The organism is Klebsiella sp. 18074, from assembly GCF_902705905.1.
Lineage (GTDB): Bacteria > Pseudomonadota > Gammaproteobacteria > Enterobacterales > Enterobacteriaceae > Klebsiella > Klebsiella terrigena.
Map to the genome: position 1 here is coordinate 96,275 of NZ_CACSIS010000019.1, position 15,590 is coordinate 111,864.

General features: G+C 54.0%; 16 protein-coding genes. 7 read left to right on the forward strand and 9 right to left on the reverse strand.

The genetic code is table 11. The features are described from left to right. Positions 1-45 precede the first annotated feature (45 nt). The 3 genes from tssD to GVK32_RS18835 form a co-directional block, all read right to left on the reverse strand. A complete protein-coding gene (tssD, locus tag GVK32_RS18825; protein WP_227697875.1) occupies positions 46-390 on the reverse strand; it encodes a type VI secretion system tube protein TssD in 345 nt (114 codons plus the stop codon). Positions 391-540: 150 nt separating this feature from the next. Then, entirely contained in the window at positions 541-870 is a 330-nt protein-coding gene (locus GVK32_RS18830; RefSeq protein ID WP_159871663.1) for a putative T6SS immunity periplasmic lipoprotein, read from the reverse strand. Then, complete coding sequence (locus GVK32_RS18835) at positions 867-1,427, reverse strand: type IV secretion protein Rhs (RefSeq protein ID WP_159871666.1); 561 nt, start codon at positions 1,425-1,427, stop codon at positions 867-869. Before GVK32_RS18835 ends, GVK32_RS18830 begins: the two co-directional genes overlap by 4 nt. A gap of 635 nt (positions 1,428-2,062) precedes the next feature. Between GVK32_RS18835 and GVK32_RS18840 the strand changes: the two genes are divergently transcribed. Next, on the forward strand, positions 2,063-2,515 hold the full coding sequence (locus GVK32_RS18840) for a DUF1198 family protein (protein ID WP_159871669.1): 453 nt from the start codon (positions 2,063-2,065) through the stop codon (positions 2,513-2,515). A gap of 176 nt (positions 2,516-2,691) precedes the next feature. Further along, complete coding sequence (gene nepI / locus GVK32_RS18845) at positions 2,692-3,885, forward strand: purine ribonucleoside efflux pump NepI (protein WP_159871672.1); 1,194 nt, start codon at positions 2,692-2,694, stop codon at positions 3,883-3,885. 40 nt (positions 3,886-3,925) lie between these two features. Here the strand turns inward: nepI and GVK32_RS18850 are convergent, their stop codons facing one another. From GVK32_RS18850 to phnW, 5 genes are all read right to left on the reverse strand, one after another. After that, a complete protein-coding gene (locus tag GVK32_RS18850; RefSeq protein WP_159871675.1) occupies positions 3,926-5,242 on the reverse strand; it encodes an MFS transporter in 1,317 nt (438 codons plus the stop codon). Between the two features lie 42 nt (positions 5,243-5,284). Further along, positions 5,285-6,142, reverse strand: coding sequence for an arabinose operon transcriptional regulator AraC (gene araC / locus GVK32_RS18855; protein WP_159871678.1), 858 nt, complete (start codon positions 6,140-6,142; stop codon positions 5,285-5,287). Between the two features lie 17 nt (positions 6,143-6,159). Continuing rightward, the gene (locus tag GVK32_RS18860) at positions 6,160-8,199 is read right to left on the reverse strand and encodes a beta-galactosidase (protein ID WP_159871681.1); all 2,040 of its coding nucleotides are present in this window, start codon (positions 8,197-8,199) and stop codon (positions 6,160-6,162) included. Positions 8,200-8,443: 244 nt separating this feature from the next. Beyond that, positions 8,444-9,253: a phosphonoacetaldehyde hydrolase gene (phnX, locus tag GVK32_RS18865; RefSeq protein ID WP_159871684.1), complete on the reverse strand. Its 810-nt coding sequence runs from the start codon at positions 9,251-9,253 to the stop codon at positions 8,444-8,446. Between the two features lie 9 nt (positions 9,254-9,262). Then, positions 9,263-10,366 carry a 2-aminoethylphosphonate--pyruvate transaminase gene (gene phnW / locus GVK32_RS18870; RefSeq protein ID WP_159871687.1) on the reverse strand — a complete coding sequence of 368 codons (1,104 nt, stop codon included), beginning with the start codon at positions 10,364-10,366 and terminating at the stop codon, positions 9,263-9,265. A 139-nt stretch (positions 10,367-10,505) separates the two neighbouring features. Between phnW and phnR the strand changes: the two genes are divergently transcribed. The 5 genes from phnR (at position 10,506) to phnV (ending at position 15,246) form a co-directional block, all read left to right on the forward strand. After that, positions 10,506-11,225 carry a phosphonate utilization transcriptional regulator PhnR gene (phnR, locus tag GVK32_RS18875; protein ID WP_132512492.1) on the forward strand — a complete coding sequence of 240 codons (720 nt, stop codon included), beginning with the start codon at positions 10,506-10,508 and terminating at the stop codon, positions 11,223-11,225. A gap of 231 nt (positions 11,226-11,456) precedes the next feature. Continuing rightward, positions 11,457-12,470, forward strand: a complete 1,014-nt coding sequence (gene phnS, locus GVK32_RS18880; protein ID WP_159871690.1) for a 2-aminoethylphosphonate ABC transporter substrate-binding protein — start codon at positions 11,457-11,459, stop codon at positions 12,468-12,470. A gap of 5 nt (positions 12,471-12,475) precedes the next feature. Then, on the forward strand, positions 12,476-13,582 hold the full coding sequence (gene phnT, locus GVK32_RS18885) for a 2-aminoethylphosphonate ABC transport system ATP-binding subunit PhnT (RefSeq protein ID WP_159871693.1): 1,107 nt from the start codon (positions 12,476-12,478) through the stop codon (positions 13,580-13,582). A gap of 2 nt (positions 13,583-13,584) precedes the next feature. Further along, entirely contained in the window at positions 13,585-14,445 is an 861-nt protein-coding gene (gene phnU / locus GVK32_RS18890; RefSeq protein ID WP_159871696.1) for a 2-aminoethylphosphonate ABC transporter permease subunit, read from the forward strand. 3 nt (positions 14,446-14,448) lie between these two features. Next, positions 14,449-15,246 (forward strand): 2-aminoethylphosphonate ABC transport system, membrane component PhnV, encoded by a 798-nt coding sequence (gene phnV / locus GVK32_RS18895; RefSeq protein WP_159871699.1) that lies wholly within the window; start codon positions 14,449-14,451, stop codon positions 15,244-15,246. Positions 15,247-15,310: 64 nt separating this feature from the next. Here the strand turns inward: phnV and GVK32_RS18900 are convergent. Next, on the reverse strand, positions 15,311-15,590 hold a 280-nt coding region (locus GVK32_RS18900), incomplete at its 5' end, for a carbohydrate porin (protein WP_200842906.1).

The window sequence follows — 15,590 nt, forward strand, 5'->3', positions numbered from 1 at the left end:
TTTTTATATCTGCTGTAAGGAGGGGGCATTTTGGCCACTCCTGATCTACCGATGGTTTTTTGCTGGTTTCATCCATGCATCATCGTACTTTATATTCCCTCTAAGATAGTTCCATTCAATCCCTCTAAATCTTAATCCTATAACTTCATGCATATTCGGAGAAGAGCTGCCAGGATAGTAGACATGTGTAAAATCAACCGAAGAAATAACTACGCTATCTAATGTGATTTTATATAGTTCTACTTCAACACCTGCCTCTATAATCGCATAATATTTTATTACGGCTTTCTGTAAGCGTTTGGATTCACAAACAGCAATAGCAAAAAAGGGGCTCGTTTTATCTAACTGTTTATGGCCGGTAACAGGATCGTGCTGTCGTGTCCCTGTCATGCTTCCAGATAATACTATCTACACCTTGCCTTACGCCGTAGCTACTGTTCATGATTTCAATGGCGCCTTCTCTACCTGGCATCAGGCAGTCGCCTTTTACCTGAACTCCACTCTCGTCATATAAAAATAAATACGCTGGTAATGACATTTTCATAATCTCCCATCGTTATCAATAAAGAATGAATCTGTGTGCTGCTTACCGTTCAGACCATAATAGATATTGTATTGATAACCATTTTTTAGTTTAAATTTAAAACATGTGTTGGGGTAGGATACATTTATTTGGTCATTGCTTTTAATAACCGTATAATGACCTTTTGGGTAATAATAGATATTGTAATACTCTAAAGTGTCATTTTTATTTACACTAAAGCAAAGGGTGTTCCCATGAACAAAGACGCTACGCTGAGAAGGGGCTGGCTGACCTCCTGGACAACCCGAAAGAAGGAAGATTAAAGGAGCAATGAAGAGTCTTTTCATCCGGGGAATCCTTTCATAACGGATTTATATTTATGAATTAAATTATAAAGAGACTTATTTGACGTATAATCACGATATTCATATAATTCGCGGTTACCTTCGAAACCATAATTAATCAATAGCCAATAATCACTGGCGATTGATGCTTGTTGCTCTAACCCATAATGGAGAAAGTCTGCTTTATCCAGGCTGTAGCTATAATCAGCGAAGCGAGAGAATAACCCTCTTGTCCTGACAAACATGCCTTTTTGGGTTTGCCATGCATGAACCATTTCATGCATGAATATATGTTTCTTTGCGAGTTCTCGCTCTAATGAGAAATCTGGTGAATATGTTTCTTCTCTGAACCATAGTTCACCGTTAGGGGTCATAGCCACATCAACGGGTTGAAGGTTAAAGGGTAAGTAGCTTTCACGGTGTACCCAAATCCGACTATAGTTGAGGCTTTCGCCAAAAAGCGTTTTCGCCAGAGCGATCTCACCAATTGTTAGTTGTCTTACGCCACCTGGGTTTATCGCCGTTCCTGATGTGGGTCTTATCCTTTCATCTACTGGCATTTAATATCCTCCTGAGCCCTTATTGATATTTATATCGATGCTACTCCTTAAATTAATGGTAAAGGATGGTGAGTTTGCGCGAATAATCTTAAAGTCAAGGTGAAGGGGAGTGCTAGCGTTATTACAGATGTCACGTAAAAAATGTATTCCAGGCAGAATCAATAATAAGTTGGCGTATTGTATAAAAGATATGTATGGGTTGTTGAATAGTATTATACACTCGTCATACTTCAAGTTGCATGTGTGTTGGCTACGTTCGCTCACCCGAATCACTTACTGGTGTAAGCTCATCGGGATTCACTCCCTTGCCGCCGTCCTGCAACTTGAATTATTTAGAGTATAAATTGAAATGGTATAGCGAGAAATAAAACTCGTCATGAAACTAACAATGAGTTTCTCCCGTTTCTCCCGTTTCTCCCGTTTCTCCCGTTTCTCCCGTTTTTGCCAACTGCCGTTGACGGGTCTCTTGCAGCCACCCCCCTTAGTCATCCCTGAATTTAGCCGGTTAAGAGCTGGCGTCCGCAGGCCTGCCTGCATGTCGTTTTTTCCCTTTTTTCAGTTCACTAATCTGGCGCTGCCTGCTGTCGAGACCGGGTGTTTCCCGCTATGATGAGCGGCTGATTTAAGGAGAACGTATGGTCTGGATAATACTGGCAACGCTTGGCGTGGTGTTTGTGGTCGGATTTCGGGTGTTGACCTCTGATTCCCGCCGGGCGATCAAACGCTTAAACGAACGACTGGGGATTACGCCGGTTGCGATTGAGTCGATGATCGACCAGTTTGGTAAAACGGCTGGAACCGAGTTTATTCGCTACCTTGAGCGCCCCGATGAGGCCCATCTGCAGAATGCCGCGCAGGTGCTGCTAATCTGGCAGGTCTGTATTGTTGATGGCAGCGAAGAGAATCTGAAAAGCTGGTACCGTCTGCTGCGTAAAGCCCGGCTTGCCGCGCCAATCACCGATGCACAAATCCGCCTGACGCTTGGCTTTATGCGCGAAATAGAGCCCGATCCGCAGGAACTCAACGCTTTCCAGCTGCGCTATAACCAGCTCTTCCTGCCGGAAGAGGGGGTGTTTTATCTGCATTAATATCACGAGTCATTGCGCTTCCCATTTGTCTCGTCGTTGAATTTATCCATGAATTACGCTGTGGCTATCTGACTGAGCGTGATAATGAAAGAAAAGCTGTCAAAATGTTAAATTCGTCACAATTTTGATGATAGACTGCGCTGCTTTTCCGTACGTTTTTAGCTTCAGGTTACGCCATGACAGAACATATCCGCACCACGAGCAAATCGCAGAGCAATGAAGTTTCACGGCCAAACTGGTCGGCGGTTTTTGCGGTGGCCTTTTGCGTCGCCTGCCTGATTACCGTTGAGTTCCTACCGGTGAGCCTGCTGACGCCGATGGCGCAGGATTTAGGCATTTCCGAGGGGATGGCCGGACAGTCGGTCACCACGACCGCGTTTGTGGCGATGTTTGCCAGCCTGTTTATTACGACCCTTATCCGCACCACCGATCGCCGCTATGTGGTGATCCTGTTTTCCGTGCTGCTGACGTTCTCCTGCCTGCTGGTCTCGTTTGCCAACAGCTTTTGGCTGTTGCTGGTGGGGCGCGCCTGCCTGGGGCTGGCGCTAGGGGGATTTTGGGCGATGTCGGCGTCGCTGACCATGCGTCTGGTTCCGATGCGGGTGGTGCCAAAAGCGCTGTCGGTTATCTTCGGGGCGGTGTCGATTGCGCTGGTAATTGCCGCGCCGCTGGGCAGTTTCCTCGGCGGCATTATTGGCTGGCGCAACGTCTTTAACGCGGCGGCGGTAATGGGCGTGCTGTGCACGATTTGGGTACTGAAGGTACTGCCTTCGCTGCCTGGCGAAGCGCCGCATCAGCAGCAAAACATGCTGAGCCTGCTGAAGCGTCCCGGCGTAATGGCCGGGATGTGCGCTATTTTCATGGCCTTCGCCGGCCAATTTTCCTTCTTTACCTACATTCGCCCGGTCTATATGACCCTCGCGGGCTTTGACGTTGATGGCCTGACGCTGGTGCTGCTGAGCTTTGGAATTGCCAGCTTTGTCGGGACCTCGCTGTCGTCGATGCTCCTGAAGCGCTCGGTGAAAACCGCCTTAGCGACGGCGCCTCTGGTGCTGGCGGCCAGTGCGGCGGTGCTGGTGCTGTGGGGAGAAAGCCAGATCGTGGCCTCCGCGGTGGCGATTATCTGGGGCTTTGCTTTCGCCCTGATCCCGGTGGGCTGGTCAACGTGGATCACCCGTTCGCTGTCGGACCAGGCGGAAAAGGCCGGTTCGATCCAGGTTGCGGTGATTCAGCTGGCGAATACCTGCGGGGCCGCGGTTGGCGGCGTGGCGCTCGACCACCTGGGCCTGCTGTCGCCGCTGATTATCTCGGGCGCCCTGATGCTGCTGACCGGGCTGCTGGTGGCAACGAAGGTGCGGATTTCATCATAAAAATAACCCCGGCGGCGCAGTGCTCGCCGGGGGATAGCGTTCAATCTACCTGTTTTATCATCATAATCAGTCCACCACCTGCCAGCGCGATAACGGCCAGAATAGGCAAGATGGGCAGATACTGGTTACCCACCACGCTAAACAGAATCGCGCCTAATACGGGCCCCAGAATTTGCGCACCAGTATTGGCAAAATTCAGAATGCCGAGGTCTTTTGCTGAGTTCTCGGGATTAGGCAGCACCTCCAGATTCAATGCTTGATCGATCGAAAAGAAAATCCCTGAGCCAATACCAGCGACGACTCCGTACCAGATCATTGCAGCGGGCTGTGCGTAAATAAACGGAATCACCGTCCCGACGGCAATCAACACGGCGGCGAGAAACACCGGTTTTTTGCGGGTGCGCAGTTTGTCGGAAATCGGCCCGGAAATAGGGGCAAAGATCAGCGCGGTTATCATCGTGGCGACCCCCGCCAGAGAAATATACTTCCCGGCATCGGCGCTATTGAGCCCCATTCCGCTGGTCAGGAAAAAGAGCTGGTAAACGCTAAAAGCGGTAATCGTGATGGCAATCAGCATCTTGCCAAACAGCGCCAGGTAAAAGTCGCGCGCATTGCGTACCGGAAAAATAAAGTACTGGGCAAAGTTGCTGCGGTCGATTTTTTGCCGCGGCATGCCGAGGCTGGATGGCTCTTTGATAATGATCGCCGCGACCGGGCCGGAGAGCAGCATCGCCACCGCCAGAACGTAATAACCGGTATTGACCAGCTCTGGATTGCTATCGCTAAGAAAGAACCCGCCAACCACCGGGCCACCGTACTGACCGATGATAAAACCCGCCGCATAAATGGAGGAAATTAACCCCCGGTGTTTTGGCGCGATGCGGTCAGCAATGACGGCGATCAGCGGTGCAACGACAAAGTTTATAAAGGTCTGTAATAAGCACCAGAGAATGATAAAAATCCACAGCAGCTCTTTGGTTTCAATCATTCCCAGCCCCACCATCACCAGGGCGGTCAGTACCGAACCGGATAAAATCCACGGCGTCCGGCGGCCCCAGCGGGAGCGCGTGAGGTCAGACAGCGCACCGATAATAATGGTGGTAATCGTTGAGGTGACCGCGCCGAGGGTGCCAAGCAGAGCAAGAAAATTATTAACCTCTGAACCCCCGCCGATAATTCGACTGAGCTTAGCCGGATTCAGAACGGAATTGAGTCCCATAAATGGGGCCAGCCACAGCAGCGCGCCGATTCCGACGGCAAGACCTAAAAGTACTGGGGGTTTCGGCTGTTTTTCATTACTGACTGACGCAGACCACCCGCCAAAATTAATGGTTTTGTCGGTGCTATTCGTATTCATTAGAGTAAACCTTTTATTTTTAAAGGTAGTGTTTATTAAAATTCAAGTGCCACTGGAGTTGCTTCTTTTATCCGGAATAAGCTTGATATAATTATTTCTGTATCGCCGAGGGGAGACTCCGCAGTGGCGACGAAAAATCCTTGAGAAATAAAATGCATCGTTATATCCGCTTAATTGTGCAATATCAGAGATAGAAAGTGCGGTATTTTGCAGCATATTTTTGGCGCGATATATCCGCTGTTCTTCTTTCCATTCATTAATGGTCTGCCCAGTCTCTTCGCGGAACAGATGAGACAGACGAGACGGCGACAAACAGACCTGCGCGGCAAGGTCGGCGATGCTCAAATCCTCGGTGATATGCCGGTTCAGATAGAGACATACCTCCTCCACTCTGGCATCGCGCGTTTTCTTCTGTGTATCTTCCTGTAGTCGATAACAATTCAGGATGATACGTTCAAGGACGTTCATCGATATCGCCTCCGACAGCGTGTCGCCGTCAGAAAAGAAGGTAATCGCCTCGCTGAACAGCGCCTTCATTAATTCACCATCGTGCTCACTTTTTAACGTAAGCTTGCCAGGTTCACCTTCGCTACCTTGCCAGGTGAGCCAATTATGCCAATAAGGACGGGGAATAAAGTAAATCCAAAAGTGATCCCAGCAATCACTGTTTTCATCTCGGCCATAATGATGCGGCACGCCGGGTGGAAAAATGAGTAAGTCATTTTTTTCGCAGGTAATGTATGTGCCTTCTTTAGTTTTTACCCATGCTTTTCCCCTCACGGTAATATTAATAATATACCCTTCCATTCCGTCCGGACGGTCTATCGGGGTATCGAGGGGACCGCTACGGATAACCGGTGTGAATCCAGCCACCAGATACGCATCAAAGGTAAAACACATACACCACCTCGCGAAAATTACCGTGATTTCACAAACAACCGCATGCCCCAGGCATCAATCTCAACGCGTTCTCCCTGATGATATCGCTTCCCGCTCAGTGGTTCCGTCACTTCAGCCTCAGTACTGATTGTTGCAGGCGTGGCGCAATAATTGAAAATAAATTGCACCGCCTCGCCCCGGCTGTTTACGGCGCGGCGAACAACCCGCGGCCACTGATACTCTGGCGTAGAGGAGACCAGCACCGTATCTGATGAGAGCGCGCTAAACAGGTCAAATATCACCTTGCTGGAGGGCAGGAAGCCAACATAGAGCGCTTGCCCTTTACCGTAATTCGACAGCGTGGCGGCGGCATATTTTCCCCAGACCGGGTGGTCATAACGCAGCAGAACGGCGGTCTTTTCAGCAATCGGCGTCAGCAACTCCATCCACATTTCCGGGTGTTCATCAGGGGCGCAAACCAGCGCCTTAGTTTCAGATCGCAGCCCCACGTTTTCTGGAATGACGAACTGGCTGTAGCTGACGCCGCAGCATTTATTCACTATCGCAGGCTGGGTTTCAGCGCGCACCTTGACATTCTCATCACAAAATCCGGACTTAAAGCCAATCAGCACTTTACCGCCGTTTTCAACAAACTGATTGATACGCTCAAGCTGTTCATCAGTTGCACAGTAGAGCGCCGGGATAACCACGACCTTATATTGACTGTTCTGCGGGTCAAGGGAGTTGATGATATCCACCGCGACATTATTGTTATAAAGCGCATCCCAGAACCGTCGCAGGATATCGTTGTAAACGTAATGACCGTGGTTGTTCAGCCCAGGCTGCGGAGTATCGGGTTTAAACCAGTTCATGGCTTCCATCGAATCATTGCTGATCAGAATCGCTACATCGTTTTCCACGCGCAGTTCGTTAAGAACGCCGGACAACTGAGCCATCTCCTGACCAATAGTCATTGCCTCCTGGTAAGTAGGGCCTGGGGCGAAATCATGGCTGATAAGCCCTTTCCAGTAGGTTTCATAGGAGTTGTGGATGGAATGCCAGTGCCAGTAAGAAACCATGCTGGCACCGCTGGCGATATGGCTGAATGCCTGTAAGCGTAATTGGCCGGGCCACGGAGTCCATTTGGCAAAGCCCTGGGCCTGCGTCTCCATAACATAATAGTTGCGCCCATTTTTCAGGTTTCTCGCCACATCGCCGCTGAAGGCTATTTCCCGCCCGCTAAGATGGTCCTGACCGGGATGATAAACGTCAACGCTGACAACGCTCATAGCCTGCGCGGCAGAGAAATGATCGACCTGCGGTTGAAGCCCAAAAGAATAGCCGCGCCATTCAAAATCGAAGTTTTGCGTAACAAATTGCTCTGGACGCGCGTATTCCCGCACGATATCGGCCTGCCAGGCCAGATACTCCGCGACCTTCTCCCGGCGAAAGCGGGCAAAAGTGCAGCCGAGGCTGGCGTTGATGGTGCTGGCGACAGGGGGAAAATCTTCCCAGCAATCAATGCGATTGCTCCAGTACTCAAGCCCAAAGGCATCGTTCATCTGACGGATATTCGGAAACTTTTTTTTCAACGATGCTTTAAACGCAGCCTGAATATATTCACCGGTATTGTCATAATGCTTTGTTTCATTATCAACCTGATAGCCAATAATAGCTGGATGATGGCGAACATGATTAAGTAGAGCGCGAATAACTTTTTCGGCATGCTGAAGAAAATGCGGGTTAACGATATCCATAATCTGCCGACGGCCATATTTTTCATGACCGCCTGGCGTGGTGACCAGCGCATCCGGGTGCTTACGCACCAGCCAGCCTGGGATGGCGTAGGTTGGCGTGCCGATAATAACGGAGATGCCCGCGCGGTGCATGGCGTCGAGCACGCGATCGATATGGTAGAAATTAAACGTATTCTCTTCAGGCTCCAGCGTGCTCCAGGTGGATTCCGCAATTCTGACAACGTTAATGCCAGCGGCAACCATCATCTCGATATCTTTTTCCAGACGCTCCTCACGAATGTACTCATCGTAATAGGCCACACCATAATAAAGACCTGCCATATTTATCTTTCTCCGTGGTTTCGTTATTCGCCAATCCTGGTTACTGGAATAGAGTTAATATATTCCGGGCGTGGAGAAAAAAGCTTAATGATCCGGCTGTCTTTCCTGAACAAATCCGTTGCCAGCAGTAAAGTGTGATCGGCATTACAGGATGGTCATATTTGCTAGAAAGAGCCAGATTTGGGGATGAGAGCAGCGGGGAATAAGTACAGCCGGGCGGCGTGTTTACGCCGCCCGTGAAACTCTACGGGCGTTCGCCCTTTGCCAGGCGGGCGTTAATCGCGCTAATCACGGCCGGCAGATCGGCCAGTGTATCGACCACATAGTGTGCGCCGGCGGCGTAAAGTTTTGCCGCGGCGCGTTCGCGGCGGCCGGCAATCTCTTGCGCCGTCATTGCCTGATACTCTTCCCAGGTTGCGCCAAACTCGTTACCGGAAACCGCCAGTCCGACGCTCCACATTCCGGCATTTAGCCCTTCGCTTATCCCCGGCACGGCATCATCCACCTTCACGCAGTGGGCAACCGCATCGATCCCTAAAGCAATCACGTTCTGTAATGCCATCCACGGGCCCGGACGCCCTCCGGCAGCGAGATCGTCGGTGGCGACCCAGTGGTCCGGCGCGTAGCCTTGGGCGGCGGCGGCGGGTACCAGCTTTTCCATCACCGGACGCGGATAGCCGGAACAGGAGCCTATCTTCAGCCCGTCGGCGCGAAGCGCGGCAATGGTATCGACAACGCCGTGGATCGGGGCAGCAAAATCAACCACTTTGGCAATTTGCAGCGGCATAAAGGCGGCATAGATAGCATCGATGTCGGCGACAGACATTGCGCGGCCGAACTTTGCCTGCCAGCGGGCGTCGACAGAGGGGAGTTTCCCCAGCGCTTCAATATGCTGCCACTTGCCGAGCCCCATCGGCACGCGGGCTTCTTCGAGGGTGATGTCGAGAGCGAACGCCTGGCGGAAGGCTTCAACGAAAATCTGCGTCGGCGCAAAGGAACCAAAGTCTACGGTGGTGCCGGCCCAGTCAAGAATCAGTGCGGTAATACGGTTCATGGCAGTTCCTTAGTTTTTCCAGTACATCGCGCTGTCGATAGCCGTCAGCAGGGCGGTAATGTCGGCATCGTACACTTCGCCGATGTTGCCGATACGGAAGCAGTCGCTCTGCGAGACTTTGCCCGGATAAATGACAAAACCCTGCGCTTTCAGCTGCTGATAGAAATCAGCAAACCGATACTGCGGCGCGTCCGGAGAGTAAAAGGCGGTGATAATCGGTGAGTGCAGCGCGTCGTCCAGCAGAGGCTGGAAGCCCAGCTCGCGCATACCGGCAACCAGGCGGCGCTGGCTGGCGCAATAGCGCCGATGGCGTGCGGCAATACCGCCTTCCTGCGCCAGCTCTTTCAGCGCCTGGGCGAAGGCCAGTACGGTATGGGTTGGGGATGTGAAGCGCCATTTCCCGTGGTTATCCTCCATGCAGCGCCACTGGGCGTACAGGTCCAGCGATAGCGAGCGCGAGCGGCCTTTGCACTTTTCCAGTTCCGTGCGGCGGGCAATGACGAAGGCAAAGCCCGGGACGCCCTGAATACATTTGTTCGCCGAGCTGATCAGGTAATCGATATTGAGCGCCGACGCGTCCAGCGGGATGCCGCCAAAGCTGCTCATCGCATCGACGATATAGCGTTTCGCGTAGCGCTGCGCCAGCGCCGCAACCTCTTCGATCGGGTTGAGCATGCCGGTGGTGGTTTCGCTGTGCACCATCGCAATATGCGTGATCGCCGGGTCGTCCTGGAGGATCTGTTCGATCGCTGCGCTATCCGGGCGGGTAACCTCGCCGCAGTCGTAGGCGCGGCTGGCAATCCTCATCAGTTCTGCCATCTCAATCATGCGCGCGCCGTAGGCGCCGTTGCTGACGATCAGCACCTTATCATCGGGGCCAATTGCGCTCCCGAGCACCGCTTCGACGGCGTAGCTTCCGCTGCCCTGCAGCAGGACCGACGTATAGCCCTCGGCCGGCGTCGCCAGCTGAACCAGCTGCTGGCGGATGGTCTGTACCACGCCGAGATTATAATCATCATCCCAGGTACAGCTATCGAACAACATGGCCTCTTTCACCGTACGGGAAGTTGTAAGCGGGCCGGGGGTCAGCAGCAGGTAATTACGCGAAGTCATTTTTTCACCATTGGTCTATACCAGATTTGCGTTTATGATGGCGATGGTTACGGCAAAAGGTCAAAGAAAAAGTCACGTTGCAACAAAAAATTCATCTGGCCAGGTATAATGGCGATAACACATCTGCTTGTGAGTAAACATGAAATCACCTTCTGGCGAGACGGCGCAGTATCTGCTGATTAAGGCGCAGCTACAGGCTCGTATCCAAAATGGCGCGTTGAAAAGCGGCGATAAGCTGCCGTCGGAGCGCGAGCTGTGCGCTATTTTTAATACCACGCGAATTACGGTACGTGAGAGCCTGGCGCAGCTGGAAGCTAGCGGCATTATCTATCGCGCCGACCGCCGCGGCTGGTTCGTGACGCCGGAGCGCCTCTGGCTGGATCCCACGCAAAATACCAATTTTCATAAGCTGTGTCTGGAGCAGGGGCGGGAGCCGAAAACCGTGCTGCTGGACGGCCGCTTAACGACGGTACCGCTGGATGTGATGACGCCCCTGGCGCTACAGGCATTCGATCAGGTGTATCTCCTGACGCGCTTGCGCTATGCCGACGGCCGGGCGATTTGCTACAGCGAAAACCACTGCCTCCCCGCCCGCGTGCCGGAGCTACTGCGCTACGATCTCAACGGCAGTCTGACCGAAATCTATCAAGCCCATTACGATCTGATCTATACCAGCATGCATTTGTCGTTCTACCCAACCTCGATGCCAGTGCAGGCTGCGCAGGCACTAGGCGTAATGGAAGGGCGTCCGGCCCTGCTGCTGCGCCGACTCAACTACGATCAGCACGGGAGGATCCTCGATTATGATATTGAGTACTGGCGCCACGATAGCCTGCGCATCGAGGTTGATACCCACTGATTCCGCTCTCCCTGCGTGTGCTATCTCCCCGCTGGCGCTGCGCCGATCGGCCATCTGCGGGCAGGTAGCCCGGAGAAGGCGCGTCTGCGCCGCCTCCGGGGAAAACCAACCGCGCGCCCCGTTTTAATCCTTTCGACACACTTCATTCATCGTTTTGTCATAAACCCTCGGTAGCGTTAAAACAAATCTGGTGTAGACCAGATTAATGACTAACTCGATGAGGCTTACACGATGAAACTTTCCCGACTTGCTCTGCTGTCCGTATTTGTCCTGACCAGCTCCCCGGTTTGGGCCGATGGGGTGGTCACTGTCTATTCCGCTGACGGCCTGCATGATGGCGATAACAGCTGGTATCAGAACCAGTTCGACGCCTTCACTAAAGCGACGGGCATCAAAGTACAGTATGTTGAAGGCGGTTCCGGGGCGATTGTTGAACGCCTGGCGAAAGAGCGAACCAATCCGCAGGCTGACGTGCTGGTGACGGTCCCGCCGTTTATCCAACGCGCGGCTAAAGAGCATCTGTTAGCTGAATTTATGCCGCAGGGTAGCGAGTCGATTCCTGGCGCCAGCAGTCATTACTCGCCGCTGGTGAACAACTACCTGACCTTTATCTATAACCGCCAGCTTCTGCAGGCCGCACCGGCAAGCTGGCAGGAACTGCTGGACGGGCGCTTTAAGAATAAATTGCAGTATTCGACGCCGGGCCAGGCCGGTGACGGAACCGCGGTGATGCTGCAGGCATTCCACAGTCTGGGCAGTAAAGACGCGGGTTTTGCATATCTCGGTAAGCTACAGGCCAATAACGTCGGCCCTTCGGCCTCCACCGGCAAACTGACCGCGCTGGTGAATAAAGGGGAGCTGTTTGTGGCGAACGGCGACCTGCAGATGAACCTCTCGCAGATGGCGCGGAACCCGAACGTCAAAATCTTCTGGCCGGCGGATGATAAAGGGGAGCGTAGCGCGCTGGCCCTGCCGTATACCGTGGGTCTGGTCCAGAACGGCCCGCAGTCAGAGAACGGTAAAAAGCTGATTAACTTCCTGCTCGATAAGCCGGCGCAAGTGAGCGTCAGCGCCCTCTCCTGGGGTTTGCCGGTGCGCAGTGACGTCACGCCGACCGACGGCAACTATCAGGTAGCGAAGTCGGCGCTGGATGGCGTGAAAAGCTGGGAACCCAACTGGGATGATGTCGCGGTATCGCTCTCGGCGGATATTGCCCGCTGGCATAAAGTGACCGACAGCGAGTAAGCCTGATGCTGATGAAATCAACGGCCTCCTCCCCGTCGGCGACGGGGACTTCCGGGATAACGCTCGATTCTCTGCGCGTGTCGTATCACGGCAACGTGGTGCTCAAGCCGCTGTCACTGACCATTGAGCCGGGCGAAGTCCTGGCGCTGATTGGCCCCTCCGGCTCCGGAAAAACTACGGTTCTGCGAGCCATTGCCGGGTTTGTGCAGCCGGCGGGCGGGCGGATTCTCATTGGTGAGACCGATGTGACCCATGTACCGCCCTATAAGCGCGGCCTGGGGATGGTGGTGCAGAACTACGCTTTATTCCCACATATGAAGGTGGAGGATAACGTGGCCTTCGGCCTGCGGGCGCAGAGGCAGCCGAAACCGCTGATTGCCGACAGGGTGAGAGAGGCGCTGAAAATTGTTGGGATGGCGGAGTATGCAACCCGCTACCCGCACCAGCTCTCCGGTGGCCAGCAGCAGCGCGTCGCAATTGCTCGCGCCATTGCGGTACGCCCGCGGGTGCTGCTGCTTGATGAGCCGCTCTCGGCGTTGGATGCGCAAATTCGCCACAACATGGTGGAAGAGATTGCCCGCCTGCACCGCGAGCTGCCGGAGCTGACTATTCTCTACGTTACCCACGATCAGACGGAGGCGCTGACCCTGGCCGACAGGATTGGCATCATGAAGGACGGATCGCTGATCGCTCATGGCGAAACCCGTCAGCTCTATCACTATCCGCCCAACCGTTTTAGCGCTGAATTCCTCGGTCGCGCCAACATCCTGCAGGCGACGGCGCTGAAAGATAGCGCCAGCCCGGGGCTGGTCAACGCCAGCTGCGGCGGCGGCCTGATCAGCGCCTTCAGCCAGGGTGGACAGCATGGTAGTAACAAGCTGCTGTGCATTCGTCCGCAGCACATGAGCCTGACGCCGCGTTCAGAGGCCAGCAACCGGCTCAATGCGACGCTGACATCGGTTCACTGGCAGGGTGATTTGACTCATCTGCTGTGTGATGTAGCGGGCGAAGCGGTACGGATCGTGATGACGCACGTGAACCCACTCCTCCGTGCTGGTGACAAGCTGGTGCTGTACTTTGAACCGAGCGATGCTGTGCTGATTGAGGTGTAAAGATGCCGCAGATATTAACTCTCCCGCGCCCGGCACATCGCCTTCGGCCTTTGCTGTGGCTGTTACTGCCGCTGCTGCTGCTGGTCACCCTGTTTTTCTATCCGCTGATGCTGATTGCCGAACAGGCCCTGCGCGATGCCAGCGGCCACCTGAGCCTGGAGACCTTCCGGCAGGTGATGAATTCTCGCCGGTTTATCAGTGCGTTGTTCAATACGCTGCAAATTGCGCTGCTGGCTACCTTTGGCTGCCTGGTGCTTGGCAGCGTGTTGGCGCTGATCCTCGTGTTCATTCCGTTTCCAGGGAGTCAGCTAATAGGGCGGGTTATCGATACCTTTATTGCTTTGCCAACCTTTCTGATTACGCTGGCATTTACCTTTATCTATGGCTCAGCGGGGCTGCTGAACGGCACTCTGATGTCGCTGTTCGCCTTTACCCTTCCGCCGGTCGATTTCCTCTACTCGATTCAGGGGGTCATTCTGGCGGAAATTACCGTTTTCACCCCGTTGGTGATGCGTCCGCTGATGGCGGGGCTGCGCCAGATCGATCGAAGCCAGCTGGAGGCGGCGAGCATTCTCGGCGCCCATCCGCTGCGGGTGATTACGCAGGTGATTTTCCCGGCGGCGCTGCCGGCGCTGATGGCCGGGGGTAGCCTGTGTCTGCTGCTCACCACCAACGAGTTCGGCATCGTGCTGTTTATTGGCGCGAAAGGGGTAAATACCCTGCCGATGATGGTCTACAGCAAAGCCATTCTGGAGTCTGATTACGGCGTGGCCTGCATGATTGCGCTGATCAATATTCTGCTGTCGCTGGGGCTGTTTATGCTTTATCGACTGGCCGCGGCGCGTACCGGGGTAAGGAGATAACGAATGTTAATTTGGTCGCGTAAAGGCCGTACCGCGGCGGGAGCGCTGGCGGTCGTGCTGTTCGCCGGGTTTTTCTTTCTGCCGCTGGCGGTGATCCTGATGTCCAGCCTCAGCAAGCAGTGGAACGGCCTGCTGCCGTCCGGCTTTACCCTGGAACACTTCGTCAATGCGTTCCGAGGGGCGGCGTGGGATGCGTTGTTCTCCAGCCTGACGGTCGGCTTTTGCGCCAGCCTGCTGGCGCTACTTTGCGGGATGTGGGCGGCGCTGGCCCTGCGTCAGTACGGGGTAACGCTGCAAAAATATCTCGGCCTGGCGTTTTATTTGCCGAGTGCGATCCCCTCGGTTTCTGTCGGGCTGGGGATTCTGGTTGCTTTCAGTCAGGGGCCCCTGCAGATGAACGGTACCTTCTGGATTGTGCTGGCGGCGCACTTCGTACTGATTTCAGCCTTCACTTTCAGCAATGTCGCCACCGGCCTGGCACGTATTTCTGCGGATATAGAAAACGTGGCCTCCAGCCTGGGCGCGTCGCCGTGGTATCGCCTGCGCTACGTGACCCTGCCGCTCATGGCGCCGTGGATGATCTCCGCGCTGGCGCTGAGCCTGTCTTTATCGATGGGTGAGCTTGGGGCGACGGTCATGATCTACCCCCCGGGTTGGACGACCCTGCCGGTCGCCATTTTTAGCCTGACCGATCGCGGTAATATTGCCGACGGCTCGGCGCTGACCATTGTGCTGGTTGGTGTGACGCTACTGCTGATGATCAAGCTTGAGCGAATCGCCCGCCGGATGAGCCAGCGGTAATATATTCGGGCCTTAAAGCGTCCCGGGGCGGCATTCACGCCGCGGCCCGGGACTGCTTTCTGACTTAGAACCAGGCCTCGAACATGCCGCCGACGTTCAGCGAATCCAGCTGGTCGCTGCTGGTGCCGTTGACCTTAGCGGTATGTTTATTATCCACCTGGCCGCCGGTGACGTAGAAGCGCAGCATCGGCCGGAACTCAGGCCCCATCCCGATAGAGATGTTCTGCGACAGCGTCAGCTTCCAGCCCTTGTTGTCGCCACCCTGATCGTAGTCAACGCGCTGATAGCCGGCTTCCAGCCAGGTTGAATGCACGTCGTTCCAGAAATACATCGGACGGATAATC

What these genes read in the sequence shown, in the direction of transcription:
- GVK32_RS18830 (WP_159871663.1), bottom strand. Translation starts at nt 870, where the DNA reads ATGAAAAGACTCTTCATTGCTCCTTTAATCTTCCTTCTTTCGGGTTGT.
- phnU (WP_159871696.1), top strand. Translation starts at nt 13,585, where the DNA reads ATGCCGCAGATATTAACTCTCCCGCGCCCGGCACATCGCCTTCGGCCT.
- phnV (WP_159871699.1), top strand. Translation starts at nt 14,449, where the DNA reads ATGTTAATTTGGTCGCGTAAAGGCCGTACCGCGGCGGGAGCGCTGGCG.
- phnS (WP_159871690.1), top strand. Translation starts at nt 11,457, where the DNA reads ATGAAACTTTCCCGACTTGCTCTGCTGTCCGTATTTGTCCTGACCAGC.
- GVK32_RS18835 (WP_159871666.1), bottom strand. Translation starts at nt 1,427, where the DNA reads ATGCCAGTAGATGAAAGGATAAGACCCACATCAGGAACGGCGATAAAC.
- GVK32_RS18840 (WP_159871669.1), top strand. Translation starts at nt 2,063, where the DNA reads ATGGTCTGGATAATACTGGCAACGCTTGGCGTGGTGTTTGTGGTCGGA.
- phnX (WP_159871684.1), bottom strand. Translation starts at nt 9,253, where the DNA reads ATGAACCGTATTACCGCACTGATTCTTGACTGGGCCGGCACCACCGTA.
- GVK32_RS18850 (WP_159871675.1), bottom strand. Translation starts at nt 5,242, where the DNA reads ATGAATACGAATAGCACCGACAAAACCATTAATTTTGGCGGGTGGTCT.
- phnW (WP_159871687.1), bottom strand. Translation starts at nt 10,366, where the DNA reads ATGACTTCGCGTAATTACCTGCTGCTGACCCCCGGCCCGCTTACAACT.
- phnT (WP_159871693.1), top strand. Translation starts at nt 12,476, where the DNA reads ATGCTGATGAAATCAACGGCCTCCTCCCCGTCGGCGACGGGGACTTCC.
- phnR (WP_132512492.1), top strand. Translation starts at nt 10,506, where the DNA reads ATGAAATCACCTTCTGGCGAGACGGCGCAGTATCTGCTGATTAAGGCG.
- nepI (WP_159871672.1), top strand. Translation starts at nt 2,692, where the DNA reads ATGACAGAACATATCCGCACCACGAGCAAATCGCAGAGCAATGAAGTT.
- araC (WP_159871678.1), bottom strand. Translation starts at nt 6,142, where the DNA reads ATGTGTTTTACCTTTGATGCGTATCTGGTGGCTGGATTCACACCGGTT.
- tssD (WP_227697875.1), bottom strand. Translation starts at nt 390, where the DNA reads ATGACAGGGACACGACAGCACGATCCTGTTACCGGCCATAAACAGTTA.
- GVK32_RS18860 (WP_159871681.1), bottom strand. Translation starts at nt 8,199, where the DNA reads ATGGCAGGTCTTTATTATGGTGTGGCCTATTACGATGAGTACATTCGT.